Source organism: Vulcanimicrobium alpinum (genome assembly GCF_027923555.1).
Taxonomy (GTDB): Bacteria; Vulcanimicrobiota; Vulcanimicrobiia; order Vulcanimicrobiales; family Vulcanimicrobiaceae; genus Vulcanimicrobium; species Vulcanimicrobium alpinum.
Genome location: NZ_AP025523.1, coordinates 3,325,260 through 3,343,523 on the forward strand (window position 1 = coordinate 3,325,260; position 18,264 = coordinate 3,343,523).

The following is an 18,264-nucleotide window of genomic DNA, read 5'->3' on the forward strand; positions in this document are numbered from 1 at the left end:
CTATCTTACCACGTCGAGGCCACGAGGGCCGCGGCCGGCCGCGAAAGGCGCAGAACGCCCCACGAGTGGCGGGCAATCGGCCGCGAACGGTCGCATAATCGCCGCGTTATCGATACGCAGCGGATTTGTATTGGACGCGCCACCCCTGCTCTGCCATACTCTACTACCATGCAGAGCGCCGGTTTGCCGGAGACGGCACGAGCACTGGTCCGCGCGGGGCGCGGGATCCTCGCGATCGACGAGTCCGTCGGCACGTGCAACGCACGCTTCGCGAAGCTGGAGATCGACGAGAGCGTCGAGGCGCGGCGCGCCTATCGCGAACTGCTGATCGCCGCGCCGGGGATCGAAGCGTCGGTCAGCGGGATGATTCTGTACGACGAGACGATCCGGCAGCACACCGCCGCGGGCGTTCCGTTCGTCGACGCGCTGCGCAGCCGCGGGATGCACGCGGGGATCAAGGTCGATACGGGGACGAAGCGTCTGCCGTTCACCGACGCCGAGACGATCACCGAGGGTCTCGACGGATTGCGCGATCGGCTCGACGCGTATCGCGCGATGGGCGCGACCTTCGCGAAGTGGCGCGCGGTCTTCCGGATCACGGCCGGTACGCCGTCACCGCGCGCGATCCGCACCAACGCGCACGCGCTCGCGCGCTACGCCGCGCTCTGCCAGGAATGTGGGATCGTTCCCATCGTTGAGCCCGAAGTGCTCGGCGAGGGCGACCACGATCTCGCGACGTCGGAAGACGTCACCCGCCGCATCCTCGCGGCAGTGTTCGACGAACTCGCGCTGCAGGGCGTTGTGTTCGAGGCGATGATCCTCAAGCCGAACATGGTGCTTCCCGGGAGTTCCGCGCGACCGATCTCGCTGGACGAAATCGTCGCCGCCAATCTGCGCGTGCTGCGCGACACCGTCCCGGCCGCGGTGCCCGGGATCGCATTTCTTTCCGGGGGTCAAGACGATCGCGCGGCCACCGAACGCCTCAACGCCTTCAACGCGCTCGGCGGCGAGCCGCGTCCGTGGGTGCTGACGTTCTCGTTCGGCCGCGCGATCCAGCAGCCCGCGTTGGAACGCTGGCGCGGCCGCCCCGAGAATGTCGCGGCCGCGCAAGAGATCCTCGTGCGCCGGGCGCTCTGCAACGCACGCGCCGCCGAAGGCCGTTACGACGCGAGCTTCGAGCAGTCGCTGTCGGCGGTTTCCTGATGCGCGCGCCGTTCCTCGAACGGAGCGGCGTTTCAGCGCGTCAGCGTCGAGAGTCTCAACACGGTGCGGGCGCGCGCGCCGAGGGTGTCCACGGCAAGAACCAGCACGATCGCCACCAGCACGTAGGTGAGCAGCGGACGGTAGAACATCAGCTGCTGCGACTCGAAGATTGCTTGCCCCAAACCGCCGGCGCCGATCATGCCGAGCACCGTCGACGCGCGGACGTTCCACTCGAAACGGTACAGCGCGTGCGTCAGCATCGCCGGCAGCGCGCTGGGGATCAGCGCGACGCCGATCGCGCTTGCGGCGGTTGCACCGGTCGCCGCCAGCGCGATCGCCGGACCGCGCTCGGCGACCTCCAAACTTTCGGCGAGCAGCTTTCCGAGGACTCCGGCGGTGTGGATCGCGAGCGCGAAGATCCCCGCTTTCGGGCCTAAGCCGACGAAGGTCAATCCGATCAGGCCCAGCGCGATCGGCGGCGTCGCGCGCGCAACGGCGAGCGTGCCGCGGGCGGGGATCTCCGGGAGCCACGACCACGGGCGCCAGCCGGTCCCGCGCATCCAGCCGCGTGCGACCGGCGTCGCGCTCGCCAGCGCGAACGGCATCGCCAGGAGGACGCCGAGCGCGGTGCCGGCCAGCGCGACGCCGATGCTCACGAGCACGCCGTTCGCCGCCCGCACGAGCACTCCGCCCGAGAGATCCGGCGGCAGCGCACCGGCGGCGAACGCGGCGAGATGCGCGGGCGCGCCGGCGACCACGTTCCATTGGAACGCGTCGCCGTACATCAGCGAAACCGCCGCAACCGCGACGATTGCGGCGAACGCGGGCACGATCGCTCGCGGCGAGACGCCGGCGCGCAGCCGCGTCGAGAGCGCATCGACGCCGACGACGAGTCCGACCAGCGCGAGCAAGAGCAGCGAAAACGTCCGGTAATCCGCTAAGTTGAGCGCCTGGATGAGATCGGAGCCGAGGCCGCCCGCGCCGACGACGCCGACGATCACCGCGGCGCGTACGATGCTCTCGAACGCGTAGGCGCCGAAGCCGACCAGACCCGGCCAAGCCGGAGGAACCAGCGCCACCAAATACGCCGCCGCCGACGTCGCGCCGGTCGCGCGCAGCGCTTCCGCCGGTTCCCGGCGCACCGAGTGCAGCAATTCGGCGGTCAGCTTCGCGACCACCGCCGCATAGTGCGCGCCGAGCGCGACGATCCCGGCGAGCGGTCCCAATCCCACCGCGACGACCGCCACGATCGCCAGCACGAGTTCCGGGATCGCGCGCACCACCGCGACGAACGCGGAAAGCCCGCGCGCAAGCCGGTCCTCGCGCGCGATCAAAATGCCGAGCGGCAAGCCCGCGAGCAACGCGACCAGAAACGAGACGCAGGTGATCCCGATCGTCTGCAGCACCGCATCGCGCACGTACGCGAACGCGGCGGCGCTCACGCGGCCCCCGCCACCGCGTCGCGGACGATTCGCCCGGCTTCGAGCGTGATGACGCGGTCGAAGCTGCGTGCGAGTTCGGGCTGGTGCAGCGTGCACACCAGGGCGGCGCCGCGCTCGCGCGCGTCGGCCGTCAGCAGGTCGACGATCTCGCGCGCGAGCGACGGATCGAGCGATGCTGCCGGCTCGTCAGCAAGGACGAGTTCGGCGCGCGCCGCGATCGCGCGCGCGACGGCGATGCGCTGGCGCTGGCCTCCGGAGAGGTGATAAGCGCGTTCGCGCACCCGGTCGCCGAGACCGACCCGTGCGAGCGCATCGTGCGCGAGCCGGCGCTCGAGCGCGCTCGGACGCAACACCGAACGTATCGCGCCGAGCGTCGTGCGCCGCCCGAACGTTCCGGCGAGCACGTTCGCCTCGACCGAGAGCTCGTCGATGAGCTCGTGCGCCTGAAACACGACGCCGATCCGCGCGCGCACCTGCCGCAGTGCCGCACCGTGCACGCCGCGCAGATCGACGCCCCCGACGCGAACCGTCCCTTCATCGGGATCGAAGGCGCCGTACGCGAGCCGGAAGAGCGTCGTCTTCCCCGCACCGCTCTGCCCGAGGAGCGCGACGCATTCGCCCGCGCGTACCGAGAATGTGCAGCCGTCGAGGACGACGCGCTCGCCGAACGCGTGGCGCACGTTCTCGTAGGAGAGCACTACAACAGGCCGAGGCGCTTCGCGACGACGCGGTCGGCGTCGTATTCCTTGTCGTTGGCGGCGACGAAGCCGGTCGCTCGCACGACCGCGAGCACTTTGGGATCTTTCAGGTCGAGGAATGCGCGCGTCACCGCGTCGACGGTCGCCGCGTCGAGGTCTTTGCGCGCCGCCCACACGTAGTCGATGAACTCGTGGCTGGTGACGAACACGCGCGCCTTGGCGGGATCGATCGTCTTGTCGTCGACGAGCTTGCGGTAGACGGTCTCGTCGAGCGCTCCGGCGGCGACCTGCCCGGACGCCACGGCGATCGCGGTGTTGGTGTGGTTTCCGGAGAAGCGCGCGGTGAGATCTTTGTCGGGATCGATGCCGGCCGCGATCAGCTCCTGCGCGGGGATCAAGTGGCCCGAGGTCGAGTTGACGTCGCCGAACGCGAACGTCTTGCCCTTGAGATCCTTGAGCGTCGCGATCTTCGGATCGCCGGTGATGAACAGCGAGTGGAAGTGCCGGTCCTCGTTGCGCTGCACGAGCGGCTTGGCGCCGTAGCGCGCCTGCGCTTTGAGATAGGTGAGCGCGCCGAAGTTGGCGACGTCGAGCGAGCCGTTCCCGAGCGCTTCGACGGTCGCCGCGTAGTTCGTGGGGATGATCAGCTTGACGTTGCGTTTGAGCCGCTGCTGCAGGTAGTCGACCCACGGCTGTTTCGCCGCGATCGACTCCGGCGTCGTCGCGACTTCGGGGATGAATCCGATGCGCAGGTCTTCGGCCGCCATGGCGCGGCGCCCGAGCGCGACCGTGAGCGCTGCGGCGCCGCCGGCGGAGAGGAACGAACGGCGAGATGCGGTCACAAAACTACCTCAGCGAGAACGTCGCGCGCCGCCCAGTCCCCGAACGATTCGCCCACACGGCGATCGTTGCGGAACGCGACGAACAGGGGTGCCAGAAGCGGCGCGATCTCCCACGATCGCACTTTCTCTCGCCAGGGTTTCGCCAAGCGCGTCGAGGCCGGGCTCCCCCCGAGATAGAGCTGGTAGCGATCGGCGCTCTGGCCGACGATCCCGATCTCCGCCATGTACGGCCGGGTGCAGCCGTTGGGGCAGCCGGTCATGCGGATCGCGATCGTCTCGCCCGGAAGTCCCGCCGCCGCGAGTTCCGCTTCGATTGCGGCGAGGATCGCGGGGAGCGCCCGCTCCGACTCGGCCAGGGCGAGGCCGCAGGTCGGCAGCGCCGGGCATGCCAGCGCTCGGGTGCGCAGCGCCGGCACCGAGAGCGGCGGCTCGACGCCGTGCTCCTGCAGCAGCGCGTCGATCGTCTCGCGCTCGCCGGCCGGGACGTCGACGACGAGCACTTGCTGTCCGGGCGTCGCGACCAAATCGTAGCCGCGATCGGCGATCGCGCGCAGCGCCGACTTCAACCGGCGTTCACCCTCGTCTTTGATCCGTCCGCTCGCGACGTACAGGCCGAGAAACCAGCCGCCCTCGCCTTGCGCGTGCCAGCCGAACTTCGCCGGATCGTCCCACGCGGGGAGTTCGCGCCACGGCTGCAGCGCGAACCCCGCTTCGCGCTCGACCTCGGAGCGAAACCAGCCCAGCCCGCGATCGGCGATGAGATACTTGAGCCGTGCGTGCTTGCGATCGGTGCGGTCGCCGTAGTCGCGCTGCACGACGACGATCGCGCGCACCGCGTCGAGCAGACGCTCCGGCGCCACCAATCCGAGATGATCGGCGAGCCGCGGAAACGTCGTCGTCTTGCCGTGCGTCATCCCGAGGCCGCCGCCGGCGGCGAGGTTGTACGCGACGAGCGTACCGTCGTCGGCGAAGACCGGAACGACGCCGACGTCGTTGGTGTACAGGTCGACGCTGTTGTCGCCGGGGACGGTGACGGCGATCTTGAACTTGCGCGGCAGGTACGTTGCGCCGTAGATCGGCTCGTCCTCGCCGCCCGCCTCGTGCACGGCTTGGCCGTCCTGCCAGATCTCGAGATATGCGCCGGTGCGCGGCGCGAACTCCGCAGAGATCGCCGCCGCCGCGTCGCGCGCGGCGGCGTAGGCGGGATGCGCGTACGGCCAGGCCGGCGCGACGACGTTGCGCACGACGTCGCCGCACGTCGCGAGCGTCGAGCCGAGGTTTGCGACGATGTCGGCGATGACCGGCTTGAGGTCGGGTTTGCGCACGCCGTGTAGCTGCAGACCTTGGCGAGTGGTCACGCGGATCGTCCCGTTGCCGTGCCGTTCGGCGAGGTCGTCGACCGCGCTCCACAGCGGTGCCGGCACGCGGCCGCCGGTCGCTTTCACGCGCACCATGAACGACCACGGTTTCTCAGCGCCCCCGTCGCGCGCGGCTTTGCGCTCGTCGCGATCCTCTTGCTGGTACGTGCCGTGAAACTTCAGCAGCGCGGCGGATTCGTCGCTGACGCGCGCGGAGGCGGGATCGTCGAGCTCCGGCGCGATGCTGCCGCGCAAGCCGCGGCTCTGCGCCTTGAGCGCTTCGACGTTGACCTTGCTCACGAGAAGGGTGCTCCCGGAAAAAGAAAAGAGCCCCGCCGGTCGGCGGAGGCTCTCGGAGACTTGCGGACCGTGCCGTTATCTCACGATGAAGCCGACCGCCGAGCGACGCTCGCGGGACAGGCCATCAGGAGACAGCAGCAGAGAAGCATGTGGGCCGGACGATACCACGACCGCAGGCGAAGCGTCAACCCGGCGGTGCGTCACACGCCGAGATAGCGATCGTGCAGTGCGGGGTCGTCGGCAAGCGCGAGCGTCGCGCCGGTCCATGCGACGCGACCTTTCTCGATCACGATGGCGCGCGGCGCGACGCCGGCGAGTGCGTGCAGATATTTGTCGACGACGAGCACCGCGAGCCCCCGCGCGCGCAAACCGCGCAGCGCCGCCCAAATCTCCTCGCGCACCACCGGCGCGAGCCCCTCGGTTGCCTCGTCGAGGACGAGCAGACGCGGACCGAGCAGCAGCGCGCGCGCGATCGCGAGCATCTGCTGTTCGCCGCCCGAGAGCCGGCTGCCGAGCTGGCGCATGCGATCGCCGAGCCGCGGAAACAGCGTCGTCACGTCGGCCAGATTCCACGGATGCGCGAGGACGCCGTAGTTCGCGGCGGTCGCGAGCAGATTCTCGCGCACGGTGAGTTCCGCGAAGATCCGCCTGCCTTCAGGGACGAGCCCGACGCCGAGCCGCGCGATGCGGTGCGGCGCGGCGCGCGTGACGTCGCGCCCTGCGACGCGCACCGTGCCGCGCGTCGCGCGGCACAAGCCGAGGATCGTGCGGATCGTCGTCGTCTTGCCCATCCCGTTGCGGCCGACGAGCGCAACGCCTTCACCCTCGCCGACCTGCAGCGAGAGCCCTTCGATCACGCGCGTGCGGCCGTATCCCGCGTCGACCGCATCGACGTCGACGAACGCGCTCACGTGTCACCCAGATACGCGGCACGCACGCGCGGATCGGAACGGATCGCATCGAACGCGCCGCTTGCGATCACGTGCCCGCCGACGAGGACGGTGACGACGTCGGCGAGCTGTGCGACGGCGTCCATGTCGTGCTCGACCAGCACGATCGGGATTCCAAGGTCCGCTTTCACCTGCTGCAGCAGGGCGATCGTCGTGCGGCTCTCCGTACGTCCGAGCCCGGCGAGCGGTTCGTCCAGCAGCAGCAGCGACGGCGCGGTGACCAGCGCGAGCGCGATCTCGAGCTGCTTGCGTTCGCCGTGCGAGAGCGACGCGACGCGGCGCACGGCCGAGCCGTCGAAACCGGCGCCGGCGAGGGCGGTCTGCGCGGTTTCGCGCAGGCGCGCATCGCGGAAGGCTGCGAACGCGACCCCGCGGCGCAAGCCCGGGCGCGCGGCGGCGGCGAACATCGCATGCTCCTCGACGGTGAAGTCGTCGACGAGCTGCGGGACCTGAAACGTGCGCGCGATGCCGAGCCGGGCTCGAGCGTCGACGGTCGCCGACGTGACGTCGCGCCCGCGCAGCGCGATCGTACCGGCGTCGGGGTGCACCTCGCCGGCGATCTGCGCGAGCAGGGTCGTCTTCCCGGCGCCGTTGGGACCGATCACCGCGTGCAGCACGCCGCCGTCGACGTGCAGGTCCACATCGTCGGTGACGACGAGCGCGCCGAATGCCTTGCGCAGGCCGTGGATCGCGAGCATCGGCTCAGCCATCGGACGAGCCCGCGAGCCAGCCGTAGAGCCCACGCTTCGCGAAGAGCACCACGACCAGCAGGATCGCGCCGAGCGCGATCATCCAATGTTCAGTGACGCCGGCCAGCAGCGATTCGAGTTCGAGCAGCACCGTCGAGCCGAAGATCGCGCCGGCGAGTGTTCCCGTGCCGCCCAGAATCGCGACGATCAGAAACTCGCCCGAACGCGTCCACGATCCCATGTCGGGGCTGACGAACCGCGCGTACTCGGCCCACAGCGCACCAGCGAGCCCCGCGATCGCACCCGCGATCGCGAACGCCGCCAGCTTCGTGCGGAACACGGAGAACCCGAGCGCGCGCACGCGCCGCTCGTTGCCGCGGCACGCGCGCAGGGCGACGCCGAATCGCGAATCGATCAGTACGCCGGCGAGCGCAAGCGCCCCGAACAGCATCACGAGCGTCACCGCGTAGAGGACGCGCGGATCGCGCAGATCGATCCCCGGCACGACGCTGCGCGCGGCGAGCGACATCCCGTCGGCGCCGCCGAACGCCTTCACCGCGATCGTCGCGTAGTAGATCATCTGCGCGAACGCCAGGGTGATCATGATGAAAAAGATCCCGCTGGTGCGCAGCGAGAGCGCGCCGACGGCGGCGGCGAACGCGGCGGCGACGAGGATCGCGGCGGGCCACGAGATCAGCGCCGCATCGACGCCGTTCGCAGCGAGGATCGCGACCGTGTAGCCGCCCAGCGCGAAGTACGCGGCGTGCCCGAAGCTGACCATCCCGCCGTAGCCGAGGATCAGATCGAGACCGAGCGCCGCGATCGCGTAGATGACGATCCGCGTCGCGGCGTTCACCCAGAACGGCTGGCCGGCGAGCGCGGAGAGCGGCAGGACCGCAACGAGCGCGAGCAGCGTCAGCGCAAGGACGATGCGCCGGCGCGGCGTGCTAACCAGAGCCGACAGGGAACAGACCTCGCGGCTTCCAGATCAGCACGATCGCCATCAGCACGTAGATCGCGACCGCCGCGAGACCGTTGCCGAGCGAGTCCGCGACGTCGGGACCGGCGACCGCGTGAAAGACCGACGGGAGATACGCGCGTCCCAGCGTGTCGACGAGGCCGACCAGCAGCGCGCCGACGAACGCGCCGCGGATCGAGCCGAGCCCGCCGAGGACGATCGCCACGAACGTCAGGATCAGAATCTGTTCGCCCATCCCGATCTGCACCGCGAGGATCGGGCCCAGCAGCGCGCCCGCGAGCCCGGCGAGCAGAGCACCGAGGACGAACACCGTCGTGCTGATCCGCGCAACGTCGGCGCCGAGCGCGCCGAGGATCTCGCGATCGGTCGCTCCGGCGCGCATCAGCATCCCCAGGCGCGTTCGCTGAACGATCAGGTAAAGGCCGACGGCAACCGCGATCCCCGCGCCGATCAGCACCAGCCGGTACGACGGATACGTCAGCGGGCCGAGCGCGAGCGAACCGCCGAGCGCCGGCGGCGTCGACATCAAGAGCGGCGTTTTCCCCCAGACGATCGAGACGCCGTCGTTGGCGATGAGGATCAGCGCGAACGTCGCAAGCACCTGATCGAGGTGATCGCGCCCGTACAGGCGCCGGATCACCACCACCTCGACGACGAGTCCGGCGAGCGCCGCGCCGAGCGCGCCCGCGACGACCGCGGCCGCGAACGGGAGCCCGCGCGCTTCGCTCGCGGCCGCGACGTACGCGCCGAGCATGTAGATCGAACCGTGCGCGAGATTGATGACGCGCATGATCCCGAACACGAGCGTCAGCCCCGCCGCGAGCAGAAAGATCATCACGCCGAACTGCAGGCCGTTGAGGACCTGCTCCAGCGCGAGCGTCATCCCGCCGTTTCCCTAGAGTTTGCACTGCGACGCGTAGACGTCGCCGGTGTCGCGGAGAATCTTCCCGAACCCGCGGATGACGAGCTTCCCGTTCTTGCCGCGGACGACGCGCGCGCTGTACCAGTCCTGGATCGGGTGCTGGTTCGGCCCGAATTTGAACGCTCCGCGGGTCGATTTGAAGTCGGCCTTGCGCAGCGCGTCGCGGAACGCGTCGGCTTTGGAGACGTCGCCGCCGACCGCGCGCAGGGCGCCGGCCAGCAGCTTCGCCGTGTCGTAGCCCTGGCTCGCGTACGGCGTCGGATCGCGATGGTACTTCGCGGTGTACGCCTTCACGAACGCGACGTTGGCCGGGTACGGCAGGTCGGCCAGCCAGTGGCCCGTGCCGTAGAGCCCCAGCGCGTCGTCGCCGATCGCCGAGACGACGTGGCTTTCCAGCGAAAACTCCGGGAGCACGACCTTCATCGACTTGCGCAGACCCGCTTGCGTGAACTGCTTGATGAAGTTGATCCCCAGGCCGCCGGGGAGGAAATAGAAGATCCCGTCGGCTTTCGCGTCGCGGATCTTCGCGATCTCGGCGGAGTAGTCGGTCTGATCGAGCGCCGTGTAGTACTCGCCGGCGATCTCGCCGTGGTAGAAGCGCTTGAAGCCGGCGATCGCATCTTTCCCGGCGGGATAGTTCGGCGCCACGACGACCATCTTCGGAATGTGCAGGTAGTCGGCGTACGCGCCCGTCGCCTCGTGCGGCGTGTCGTTCTGCCACGACACGACGAAGTAGTTCTTGTTGCAGCCCTTTCCGGCGAGCTGCGACGGACCGGCGTTGGGGCTCAGGTAGAACGCGCCGTCTTCGACCAGCGACGGAACGACGGCGAGCGCGACGTTCGAGTAGATGATCCCGGTGAAGATCTGCACTTTGTCCTGGAGGCGGTATTTGTCAGCGATCTGCTTGCCGCTCGCGGGTTTGAGTCCGTCGTCTTCGACCAGCAACTGCACCGGAACGCCGCCGAGCTTTCCGTGCTCCTCGTCGATCGCGAGCTGAAAGCCGTCACGGACGTCTTCGCCGAGATACCCGCCGGCGGTGGAGAGCGTGGTGATCATCCCGATCTTCACCGGCTCCGCGGCTCGTGCCGCGCCCCCGCCCAGCAAAAGCACCAACAGCGCGGCCAATGACGCGCGAGCAATCTTGTGCATCGGGATCCTCCCTACGGGCGGGTTGACAGGATTGAAGTTTAAACGTAAATTGTTGAAACCGCAAGCATTGCTTGCCCTGGAGAGTGTCGTGCGGATCGTCTGCATCGGCGGTGGACCGGCGGGGCTGTTCTTCTCGATCGTGATGAAGACCGCGCGACCCGGCGCCGCGATCACCGTCTTCGAACGCAATCGCCCGAACGACACGTTCGGCTGGGGCGTCGTGTTCTCGGATCAGACGCTGGGAAATATCGCCGCGGCCGATCCGATCACCTACGAGCGGATCGTCGCCGAGTTCGTCCATTGGGACGACATCGACATCCATTACCGCGGGCGCACCATCCGCGCCGGCGGTCAGGGCTTCGCGGGGATCGCGCGCAAGAAACTGCTGCAGATCCTGCAAGAGCGCGCGCGCGAGCTCGGCGTCGACCTGCGCTTCGAGACGGAGGCGACGGAGGCCGACAAGGCGGGCGCCGACGTCGCGGTGATCGCCGACGGCGCCAACAGCGCGATCCGGCGCGCGCACGCGCAAACGTTCGGGACGACGCTCCAGCACGGCCGCAACCGCTACATCTGGCTGGGCACGCACCAGCGCTTCGACGCCTTCACCTTCGCCTTCGAACGCACCGAACACGGCTGGTTCCAGGTGCACGCGTACCAGTTCGACGCCGACACCGGGACGGTGATCGTCGAGTGCCGCGAGGAGACGTGGCGGGCGGCCGGGCTCGACGCCGCGAGCGTCGACGAGTCGCTGGCGTTCTGCGAGCGTCTCTTCGCGCCGTATCTCGGCGGCCACGGCCTGATGAGCAACGCACGACATCTCGCCAACCCCTGGATCGGGTTCGTGCTGGTCGACAACGCCCGCTGGTACGACGGCAACCGCGTGCTGATCGGCGACGCCGCGCACACCGCGCACTTCTCGATCGGATCCGGAACGAAGCTCGCGCTCGAAGACGCGATCGGGCTGGCGCGCGCGCTCGACCGCAATCCCGAACGCGAGCGCGCCTTCGCCGAATACGAGGCGGAGCGTCGCATCGAGGTCCTGCGCCTGCAAAACGCGGCCCGCAACTCGACCGAGTGGTTCGAGAACGTCGCGCGCTACGCGAGCCTCGAACCCGAACAGTTCGCCTACAGCCTGCTGACCCGCAGCCAGCGGCTCGGGCACGACAATCTCCGGCTGCGCGACCGCGCGTACGTCGACTCGCTCGAAGCGTGGCTCGCGCGGAGCGCCGGCGCCGAGAGGCCCGTGCCGCCGATGTTCACGCCGCTTCGCCTGCGCGCGCTCGAACTGCGCAACCGCGTCGTCGTCTCGCCGATGGCGATGTACTCGTGCGTCGACGGGACGCCCAACGACTTCTACCTCGTCCACCTCGGCGCGCGCGCGCAGGGCGGCGCGGGACTCGTGTTCACCGAGATGACCTGCGTCGCGCCGGACGCGCGCATTTCTCCGGGCTGCGCCGGAATGTACCGTGCCGAGCACGTGGCGGGATGGACGCGGATCGTCGATTTCGTGCACGCGTACACCGACGCGAAGATCGCGCTGCAGCTCGGGCATGCCGGACCGAAAGGCTCGACCCAGCGCGGCTGGGAGGAGCCCGACGAACCGCTCCGCGACGGCAACTGGCCGCTGCTCGGACCGTCCCCGATCGCGTTCGGCGAGCGCAATCAGATCCCGCGCGCGATGACGCGGGACGACATGGATCGCGTCAAAGCGCAGTTCGTGCGCGCCGCGGAGATGGGCGCGGCGTGCGGCTTCGATCTGCTCGAACTGCACTGCGCGCACGGCTACTTGCTCTCGAGCTTCATCACCCCGCTGACGAACCAGCGCACCGATGCGTACGGCGGCACGCTCGAGAACTGTCTGCGCTATCCGCTCGAGGTCTTCGCGGCGCTGCGCGCGGTGTGGCCCGCGCATCTCCCGATGTCGGTGCGGATTTCGGCGACGGACTGGGTGCCGGGCGGGATCACGCCCGACGACGCGCTCGTCGTCGCACGCGCGTTCCACGACGCCGGCGCCGACCTGATCGACGTCTCCGCCGGGCAGACGTCGCGGGCGGCGCGGCCGGTCTACGGCCGCATGTTCCAAACGCCGTTCTCCGACGCGATCCGCAACGAGCTCGGGATCGCGACGATGGCGGTCGGCAACATCACCGACGCCGACATGGTGAACGGGATCATCGCGTCGGGCCGCGCCGATTTGGTTGCGCTGGCGCGTCCGCACCTCGCCGACCCGTACTTCACACTGCACGCCGCGGCGCAGCTCGGCTACGACGAGCAGCGTTGGCCGAATCCGTATCTTCCGGGGCGCGAACAGCTGCTGCGCACGCTGCGACGGACCGCCGCGCTCGCGGAGGTGACGCAGTGAACGCACCGCTGGCCGGGCTGCACGCGCTCGTCACCGGCGCGGGGACCGGAATCGGCGCCGCGATCGCCACCGCGCTCGCCGCCAACGGCGCGCGGATCACGCTGCTGGGCCGTCATCGCGATGCGCTTGAGGCGCACGCAGCGACGCTCCCCGCGAGCGCCGAAGCGCTGGTCGTGCTCGCCGACGTCGCCGACGAGCCCGCCGTGGCGACCGCGTTCGCCGCGGCGCGCGAACGTCACGGGGAACTCGCGATCCTGGTCAACAACGCCGGCGCGTCGATCTCCAAGCCGCTGGCCGCGCTCGACCGCGAGACGTGGGACGAGATCCTGCGCGTGAACCTCACCGGCAGTTACGTCTGCGCGCGCGCGGCGATCCCGGCGATGGCGGCGGCGCAGAACGGCCGGGTGGTGAACATCGCGAGCACCGCCGGACTCGTCGGCGGCCCGTACATCGCCGCATACGCGGCAGCGAAACACGGCGTCGTCGGCCTCACCCGCGCGCTCGCCGCCGAGTTCGGCAAGAAGGGCGTGACGGTGAACGCGGTGTGTCCCGGCTTCACCGAGACTTCGATGCTCGATCGCACGCTCGACCGCATCGAACGCACGACGGGACGCACCGAAGAACAGGCCGCGCAGGCGCTGCTGGCGCGCAATCCGCTTGGGCGCTTCGTCCGTCCCGCCGAGGTCGCGAGCGTAGTAGCGTGGCTCTGCCGCGCGGAGTCGGCAGCGATCAACGGTCAGGCGATCGTGGTCGACGGCGGCGAGGTCGCCCGATGATCGAGGACCTGCTCGACACCGAGTCGCGCGCGACCGACGCGGACCATCTTTCGATCCGGCTGTGGCTGCGCATGCTCGCCTGCACCAACACGATCGAAGGCCGCGTCGCGGGGAATCTGCGCGCGTCGTTCGACACCACGCTCCCGCGGTTCGACTTTCTCTCGCAGCTCGAGCGCGCGCCGCACGGCCTGCGGATGACCGAGATCTCGCAGCGGATGATGGTGACCGGCGGCAACATCACGCGCATCGCCGATCAGCTCGCCGCCGAAGGGCTGATCGCGCGCACGACGCCGGCGGGCGACCGGCGCGCATCGATCGTACGGCTGACCGCGGCCGGCCGGCGCGCCTTCGCCGAGATGGCCCGGCGCCACGAACGCTGGATCGTCGCGATGTTCGCCGGGCTGCGCGAGCCGGAGCGCGCGCAGCTCTTCGCGCTGCTCGCGAAGCTCAAACGCCATCTCAACACCGTCGAGGGCGACGCCGAATGAACCGCACCGCAGCGTATGCCGAGTATCGGGCCGAACACTTCGCCTGGTCGTGCGACGCCGGCGTCGCGACGCTCACGCTCAACCGCCCCGAACGCAAGAACCCGCTGACGTTCGCGTCGTACGCCGAATTGCGCGACCTGTTCCGCGGGCTCGCCTATGCCGGCGACGTCGATGCGGTCGTGCTCACCGGCGCGGGCGGCAACTTCTGTTCGGGCGGCGACGTGCACGAGATCATCGGGCCGCTCACGCGGATGACGATGCCCGAACTGCTGGCGTTCACCCGCATGACCGGCGATGTCGTCAAGGCGATGCGCGCCTGCCCGCAGCCGATCGTCGCGGCGGTCGACGGCGTGTGCGCGGGCGCCGGCGCGATGCTCGCGCTGGCATCGGATCTGCGGTTCGGCACCGCCGCGGCGCGAATCGCGTTCCTGTTCACGCGCGTCGGGCTCGCCGGCGCCGACATGGGCGCGTGCAGCCTCCTGCCGCGTGTGATCGGCCACGGGCGCGCGGCGGAACTCCTGTTCAGCGGCCGCGCGATCGACGGCGACGAGGCGCTGACATGGGGCTTCTTCAACCGGCTGTGCGCGACGGGTGACGTGCTCTCGCAAGCGCAGGCGTTCGCGCGCACGCTCGCGGATGGTCCGACCTTCGGACACGCGATGACCAAGGCGATGCTGCACGCCGAGTGGGCGATGGGACTAGACGAGGCGATCGACGCCGAGGCGCAGGCCCAGGCGATCTGCATGCAGACCGGCGACTTTCGCCGCGCGTACGAAGCGTTCGCGGCGAAGCGCGCGCCGGCGTTCGAGGGCGACTGATGCCGGACACGTCGTTCCTCGACTGGCCGTTCTTCGACGATCGTCACCGCGCGCTCGCGCGCGACCTCGAAGCATGGGCGACGACGGCGCTGGGAAACGGCGCGCACGATGACGGGAACGTCGACGCAGCGTGCCGCGCGCTGGTCGCCTCGCTCGGCGCGGGCGGCTGGCTGCGCTACGCGGTCCCGGCGGCATTCGGCGGCGCGCTCGCCGAGGTCGACTCTCGCGCGGTCTGTCTGATCCGCGAGACGCTCGCGCGTCACGATGCGCTCGCCGATTTCGCGTTCGCGATGCAGGGGCTGGGCAGCGCGCCGATCTTGCTCGCAGGTGACGAGGCGCTGCAGCGCCGCTATCTCCCGCGCGTGTGCGAAGGCGCGGCGATCGCGGCGTTCGCCCTCTCCGAACCGGAGGCCGGCTCCGATGCCGCCGCGCTCGCGACGACCGCGCGCCGCGACGGCTCCGACTGGGTTCTCGACGGCACGAAGACCTGGATCTCCAACGGCGGGATCGCCGACTTCTCCATCGTCTTCGCGCGCACGGGCGAGGCGCCGGGGAGCCGCGGGATCAGTGCGTTCGTCGTCGACGCCGAGACGCCGGGATCGCGCATCGCGGAGCGCATCGAGCTCGTCGCGGCACACCCGCTGGCGACGCTCGCCTTCGAGAATTGCCGCATCCCCGCGTCGCACCGGCTGGGTGAAGGCGGCGACGGCTTCGCGATTGCGATGCGTTCGCTCGACATCTTCCGCGCCAGTGTCGCGGCCGCGGCGCTCGGGATGGCGCGCCGCGCGCTCGACGAATCGCTCGCGCGCGCCGCAGAACGCGTGCTGTTCGGCAAGCGGCTCGCGGAGTTTCAGCTCACCCAAGCGTCGATCGCGGAGATGGCGACCGGGATCGACGCGAGCGCGCTGCTGACGTACCGCGCCGCTTGGGTGCGCGACGTGCAGGGCGCGCGCACGACGCGCGAGGCGGCGATGGCGAAGTGGAACGCGACCGAGACGGCGCAACGGATCGTCGACCGCGCCGTGCAGATTCACGGTGCGCTCGGGGTGACCCGCGGGCATGTCGTCGAGCGGCTGTATCGCGAGATCCGCGCGCTGCGTATCTACGAGGGGACAAGCGAAGTGCAGCAACTGATCATCGCCCGGGAAACACTGGGATGAGCGCGCACGTCGATACGTTCGCGCGCGACCATCTCCCGCCGCGCGAGGAATGGCCGGAGTTTCTGTTCACCCTGCCGGAGCTGCAGTATCCCGCGACGCTCAACGCCGCGGCCGAACTGCTCGACGCGATGGTCGCCCGAGGGTTCGGCGAGCGGCCCGCGATCGTGGCGGCGGAACGAACCCTCACCTACGCGCAACTGCTCGACGAAGCGAACCGGATCGCGCACGTCCTGCGGGACGATCTCGGCGTCATCCCTGGGAATCGCGTCCTGCTGCGCGGGTTCAACAACGACGTGACGGCGGCGTGCTGGCTGGGCGTGGTGAAGGCCGGAGCGATCGCCGTCACCACGATCCCGATGCTGCGCGCGAAAGAACTCACCGCGGTGATCACCGCCGCCGAGATCGGCGTCGCGCTGTGCGACCGGCGGCTCGCGGAGGATCTGCGGGCGGCGTTGCCGTCATGCCCGTCGCTGCACACGATCCTGTGGACGCACGACGCTGCCGGCGATGCGCTGGCCGCGCGCATGGTACGGCGTCCCGCGACGTTCGCAAACGTCGCGACCGCGAGCGACGATGTCTGCATGATCGCGTTTACGTCGGGGACGACGGGCAAGCCGAAGGGAACGATGCATTTCCATCGTGACGTGCTCGCCGTCTGCGACACGTTTCCGCCGTCGTCGTTCGCGCCCGAGCCCCGCGACGTGTTCATCGGGACGCCGCCGCTCGCGTTCACCTACGGCCTGGGCGGTGCGCTGCTCTTTCCGCTGCGGGCGGGGGCGTCGACGGTGCTGCTCGAGCGGCTCACCCCCGAGACGCTGCTCGCCGCGATCGATGCGTACGGCGCGACGATCTGCTTCAGCGCCCCGACGTCGTACCGCGCGATGGCACCGCTCGCCGGGGCGCACCGGCTCACGTCGCTGCGCGCGTGCGTCTCCGCGGGCGAGACACTCCCGGTCGCGACGCGCACCCTGTGGGAAGGCGCGACCGGCGTGCGCATCATCGACGGGATCGGCTCGACGGAGCTGCTGCACATTTTCATCGCATCGAGCGGGGACGCAATTCGTCCCGGCGCGACCGGCACGCCCGTCCCCGGCTATGTCGCCTGCATCCTCGACGACGACGGCGCACCGCTCCCGCCCAACACCGTCGGACGGCTGGCGGTGAAAGGCCCCACAGGATGCCGCTATCTCGCCGACCCGCGCCAGCGCGACTACGTTCAGCACGGCTGGAACCTCACCGGCGACGCGTACCTGATGGACGACGACGGCTACTTCTGGTATCAGGCGCGCACCGACGACATGATCATCGCGTCGGGCTACAACATCGCCGGACCGGAAGTGGAAGGTGCGCTGCTGGAGCACGATCGCGTCGCCGAGTGCGCGGTCGTCGGCGCACCCGACCCCCAGCGCGGGACGATCGTAAAGGCGTTCGTCGTCCTGCGCGACGGCGACGGCGACGCCGCGCTCGTCACCGAACTGCAGGAGTTCGTGAAAGCACGCATCGCGCCGTACAAGTATCCGCGCGCGATCGAGTTCGTGCGCGAACTCCCGCGGACGCAGACCGGCAAACTCCAGCGCTACCGCCTGCGCTCGAACGAGGTCAACGTATGACGCTGCTGCAGCCGCCGGGCTGGCCGCGCCCGAAAGGGTACGCCGCAGGCGTGCGCGCCGAAGGGACCCTAATCTTCGTGAGCGGCCAGATCGGCTGGAACGAAACCGGCCGTTTCGCCGGCGGCAACATCGCGGCGCAAGTCCGGCAGGCGTTGCGCAACGTCGTGGCGGTCGTCGCGGAAGCGGGCGGCTCCGCGGACAACATCGCACGCCTCACCTGGTACATCGTCGACAAAGCCGAATATCTCGACGCGCAGCACGCGATCGGCGAAGCCTACCGTGACGTCATGGGACGCCACTTCCCGGCAATGTCCGTCGTCGAGGTCGCAGGTTTGATCGAAGACGCCGCCCGCGTCGAAATCGAAGCGACTGCCGTCCTGCCCAAGTCGTCACGCTGAGCGCCTCGTCACGCTGAGCTTGTCGAAGCGCAGCCGCGCACCGGCACGAACGGAGATCCCTGCGTATACGATCGTGGCGACGCTTCGACAAGCTCAGCGTGACGATGTCGTCGCTTTTGT

At 69.7% G+C, this 18,264-nt stretch carries 17 protein-coding genes; 8 read left to right on the plus strand and 9 right to left on the minus strand.

The window, feature by feature from the left end:
- Positions 1-168: 168 nt before the first annotated feature.
- On the plus strand, positions 169-1,203 hold the full coding sequence (locus WPS_RS17045; protein ID WP_317997573.1) for a class I fructose-bisphosphate aldolase: 1,035 nt from the start codon (positions 169-171) through the stop codon (positions 1,201-1,203).
- Positions 1,204-1,235: 32 nt separating this feature from the next.
- On the opposite strand, the gene WPS_RS17050 is transcribed toward WPS_RS17045, so the two are convergent.
- From WPS_RS17050 to WPS_RS17090, 9 genes are all read right to left on the minus strand, one after another.
- A complete protein-coding gene (locus tag WPS_RS17050) occupies positions 1,236-2,645 on the minus strand; it encodes an ABC transporter permease subunit (RefSeq protein ID WP_317995654.1) in 1,410 nt (469 codons plus the stop codon).
- Positions 2,642-3,343: a phosphonate ABC transporter ATP-binding protein gene (locus WPS_RS17055; protein WP_317995655.1), complete on the minus strand. Its 702-nt coding sequence runs from the start codon at positions 3,341-3,343 to the stop codon at positions 2,642-2,644. The genes WPS_RS17050 and WPS_RS17055 overlap by 4 nt, the downstream gene beginning before the upstream one ends.
- Positions 3,343-4,185 carry a phosphate/phosphite/phosphonate ABC transporter substrate-binding protein gene (gene phnD, locus WPS_RS17060; protein WP_317995656.1) on the minus strand — a complete coding sequence of 281 codons (843 nt, stop codon included), beginning with the start codon at positions 4,183-4,185 and terminating at the stop codon, positions 3,343-3,345. Before phnD ends, WPS_RS17055 begins: the two co-directional genes overlap by 1 nt.
- Positions 4,182-5,843 (minus strand): NADPH-dependent assimilatory sulfite reductase hemoprotein subunit, encoded by a 1,662-nt coding sequence (locus tag WPS_RS17065; RefSeq protein WP_317995657.1) that lies wholly within the window; start codon positions 5,841-5,843, stop codon positions 4,182-4,184. The genes phnD and WPS_RS17065 overlap by 4 nt, the downstream gene beginning before the upstream one ends.
- 200 nt (positions 5,844-6,043) lie before the next feature.
- The gene (locus WPS_RS17070) at positions 6,044-6,754 is read right to left on the minus strand and encodes an ABC transporter ATP-binding protein (RefSeq protein ID WP_317995658.1); all 711 of its coding nucleotides are present in this window, start codon (positions 6,752-6,754) and stop codon (positions 6,044-6,046) included.
- Positions 6,751-7,503, minus strand: coding sequence for an ABC transporter ATP-binding protein (locus WPS_RS17075; protein ID WP_317995659.1), 753 nt, complete (start codon positions 7,501-7,503; stop codon positions 6,751-6,753). The genes WPS_RS17070 and WPS_RS17075 overlap by 4 nt, the downstream gene beginning before the upstream one ends.
- Positions 7,496-8,437, minus strand: coding sequence for a branched-chain amino acid ABC transporter permease (locus WPS_RS17080; RefSeq protein ID WP_405054973.1), 942 nt, complete (start codon positions 8,435-8,437; stop codon positions 7,496-7,498). Before WPS_RS17080 ends, WPS_RS17075 begins: the two co-directional genes overlap by 8 nt.
- Positions 8,430-9,344 carry a branched-chain amino acid ABC transporter permease gene (locus WPS_RS17085; RefSeq protein WP_317995661.1) on the minus strand — a complete coding sequence of 305 codons (915 nt, stop codon included), beginning with the start codon at positions 9,342-9,344 and terminating at the stop codon, positions 8,430-8,432. Before WPS_RS17085 ends, WPS_RS17080 begins: the two co-directional genes overlap by 8 nt.
- Before the next feature lie 12 nt (positions 9,345-9,356).
- A complete protein-coding gene (locus tag WPS_RS17090) occupies positions 9,357-10,532 on the minus strand; it encodes an ABC transporter substrate-binding protein (RefSeq protein ID WP_317995662.1) in 1,176 nt (391 codons plus the stop codon).
- Positions 10,533-10,620: 88 nt separating this feature from the next.
- Here WPS_RS17090 and WPS_RS17095 point away from each other — a divergent pair, with 88 nt between their 5' ends.
- Genes WPS_RS17095 through WPS_RS17125 form a run of 7 tightly spaced genes read left to right on the plus strand, consistent with a single transcriptional unit; the run spans position 10,621 to position 18,144 of the window.
- A complete protein-coding gene (locus WPS_RS17095) occupies positions 10,621-12,894 on the plus strand; it encodes a bifunctional salicylyl-CoA 5-hydroxylase/oxidoreductase (protein WP_317995663.1) in 2,274 nt (757 codons plus the stop codon).
- Positions 12,891-13,670: an SDR family NAD(P)-dependent oxidoreductase gene (locus WPS_RS17100; RefSeq protein ID WP_317995664.1), complete on the plus strand. Its 780-nt coding sequence runs from the start codon at positions 12,891-12,893 to the stop codon at positions 13,668-13,670. The genes WPS_RS17095 and WPS_RS17100 overlap by 4 nt, the downstream gene beginning before the upstream one ends.
- Positions 13,667-14,158, plus strand: a complete 492-nt coding sequence (locus tag WPS_RS17105) for a MarR family winged helix-turn-helix transcriptional regulator (protein ID WP_317995665.1) — start codon at positions 13,667-13,669, stop codon at positions 14,156-14,158. The genes WPS_RS17100 and WPS_RS17105 overlap by 4 nt, the downstream gene beginning before the upstream one ends.
- Positions 14,155-14,976, plus strand: coding sequence for an enoyl-CoA hydratase family protein (locus WPS_RS17110; protein ID WP_317995666.1), 822 nt, complete (start codon positions 14,155-14,157; stop codon positions 14,974-14,976). The genes WPS_RS17105 and WPS_RS17110 overlap by 4 nt, the downstream gene beginning before the upstream one ends.
- The gene (locus tag WPS_RS17115; protein WP_317995667.1) at positions 14,976-16,136 is read left to right on the plus strand and encodes an acyl-CoA dehydrogenase family protein; all 1,161 of its coding nucleotides are present in this window, start codon (positions 14,976-14,978) and stop codon (positions 16,134-16,136) included. Before WPS_RS17110 ends, WPS_RS17115 begins: the two co-directional genes overlap by 1 nt.
- Positions 16,133-17,746 (plus strand): benzoate-CoA ligase family protein, encoded by a 1,614-nt coding sequence (locus tag WPS_RS17120; protein WP_317995668.1) that lies wholly within the window; start codon positions 16,133-16,135, stop codon positions 17,744-17,746. Before WPS_RS17115 ends, WPS_RS17120 begins: the two co-directional genes overlap by 4 nt.
- Positions 17,743-18,144 (plus strand): RidA family protein, encoded by a 402-nt coding sequence (locus WPS_RS17125; protein WP_317995669.1) that lies wholly within the window; start codon positions 17,743-17,745, stop codon positions 18,142-18,144. The genes WPS_RS17120 and WPS_RS17125 overlap by 4 nt, the downstream gene beginning before the upstream one ends.
- The last annotated feature ends 120 nt before the right edge of the window (positions 18,145-18,264 follow it).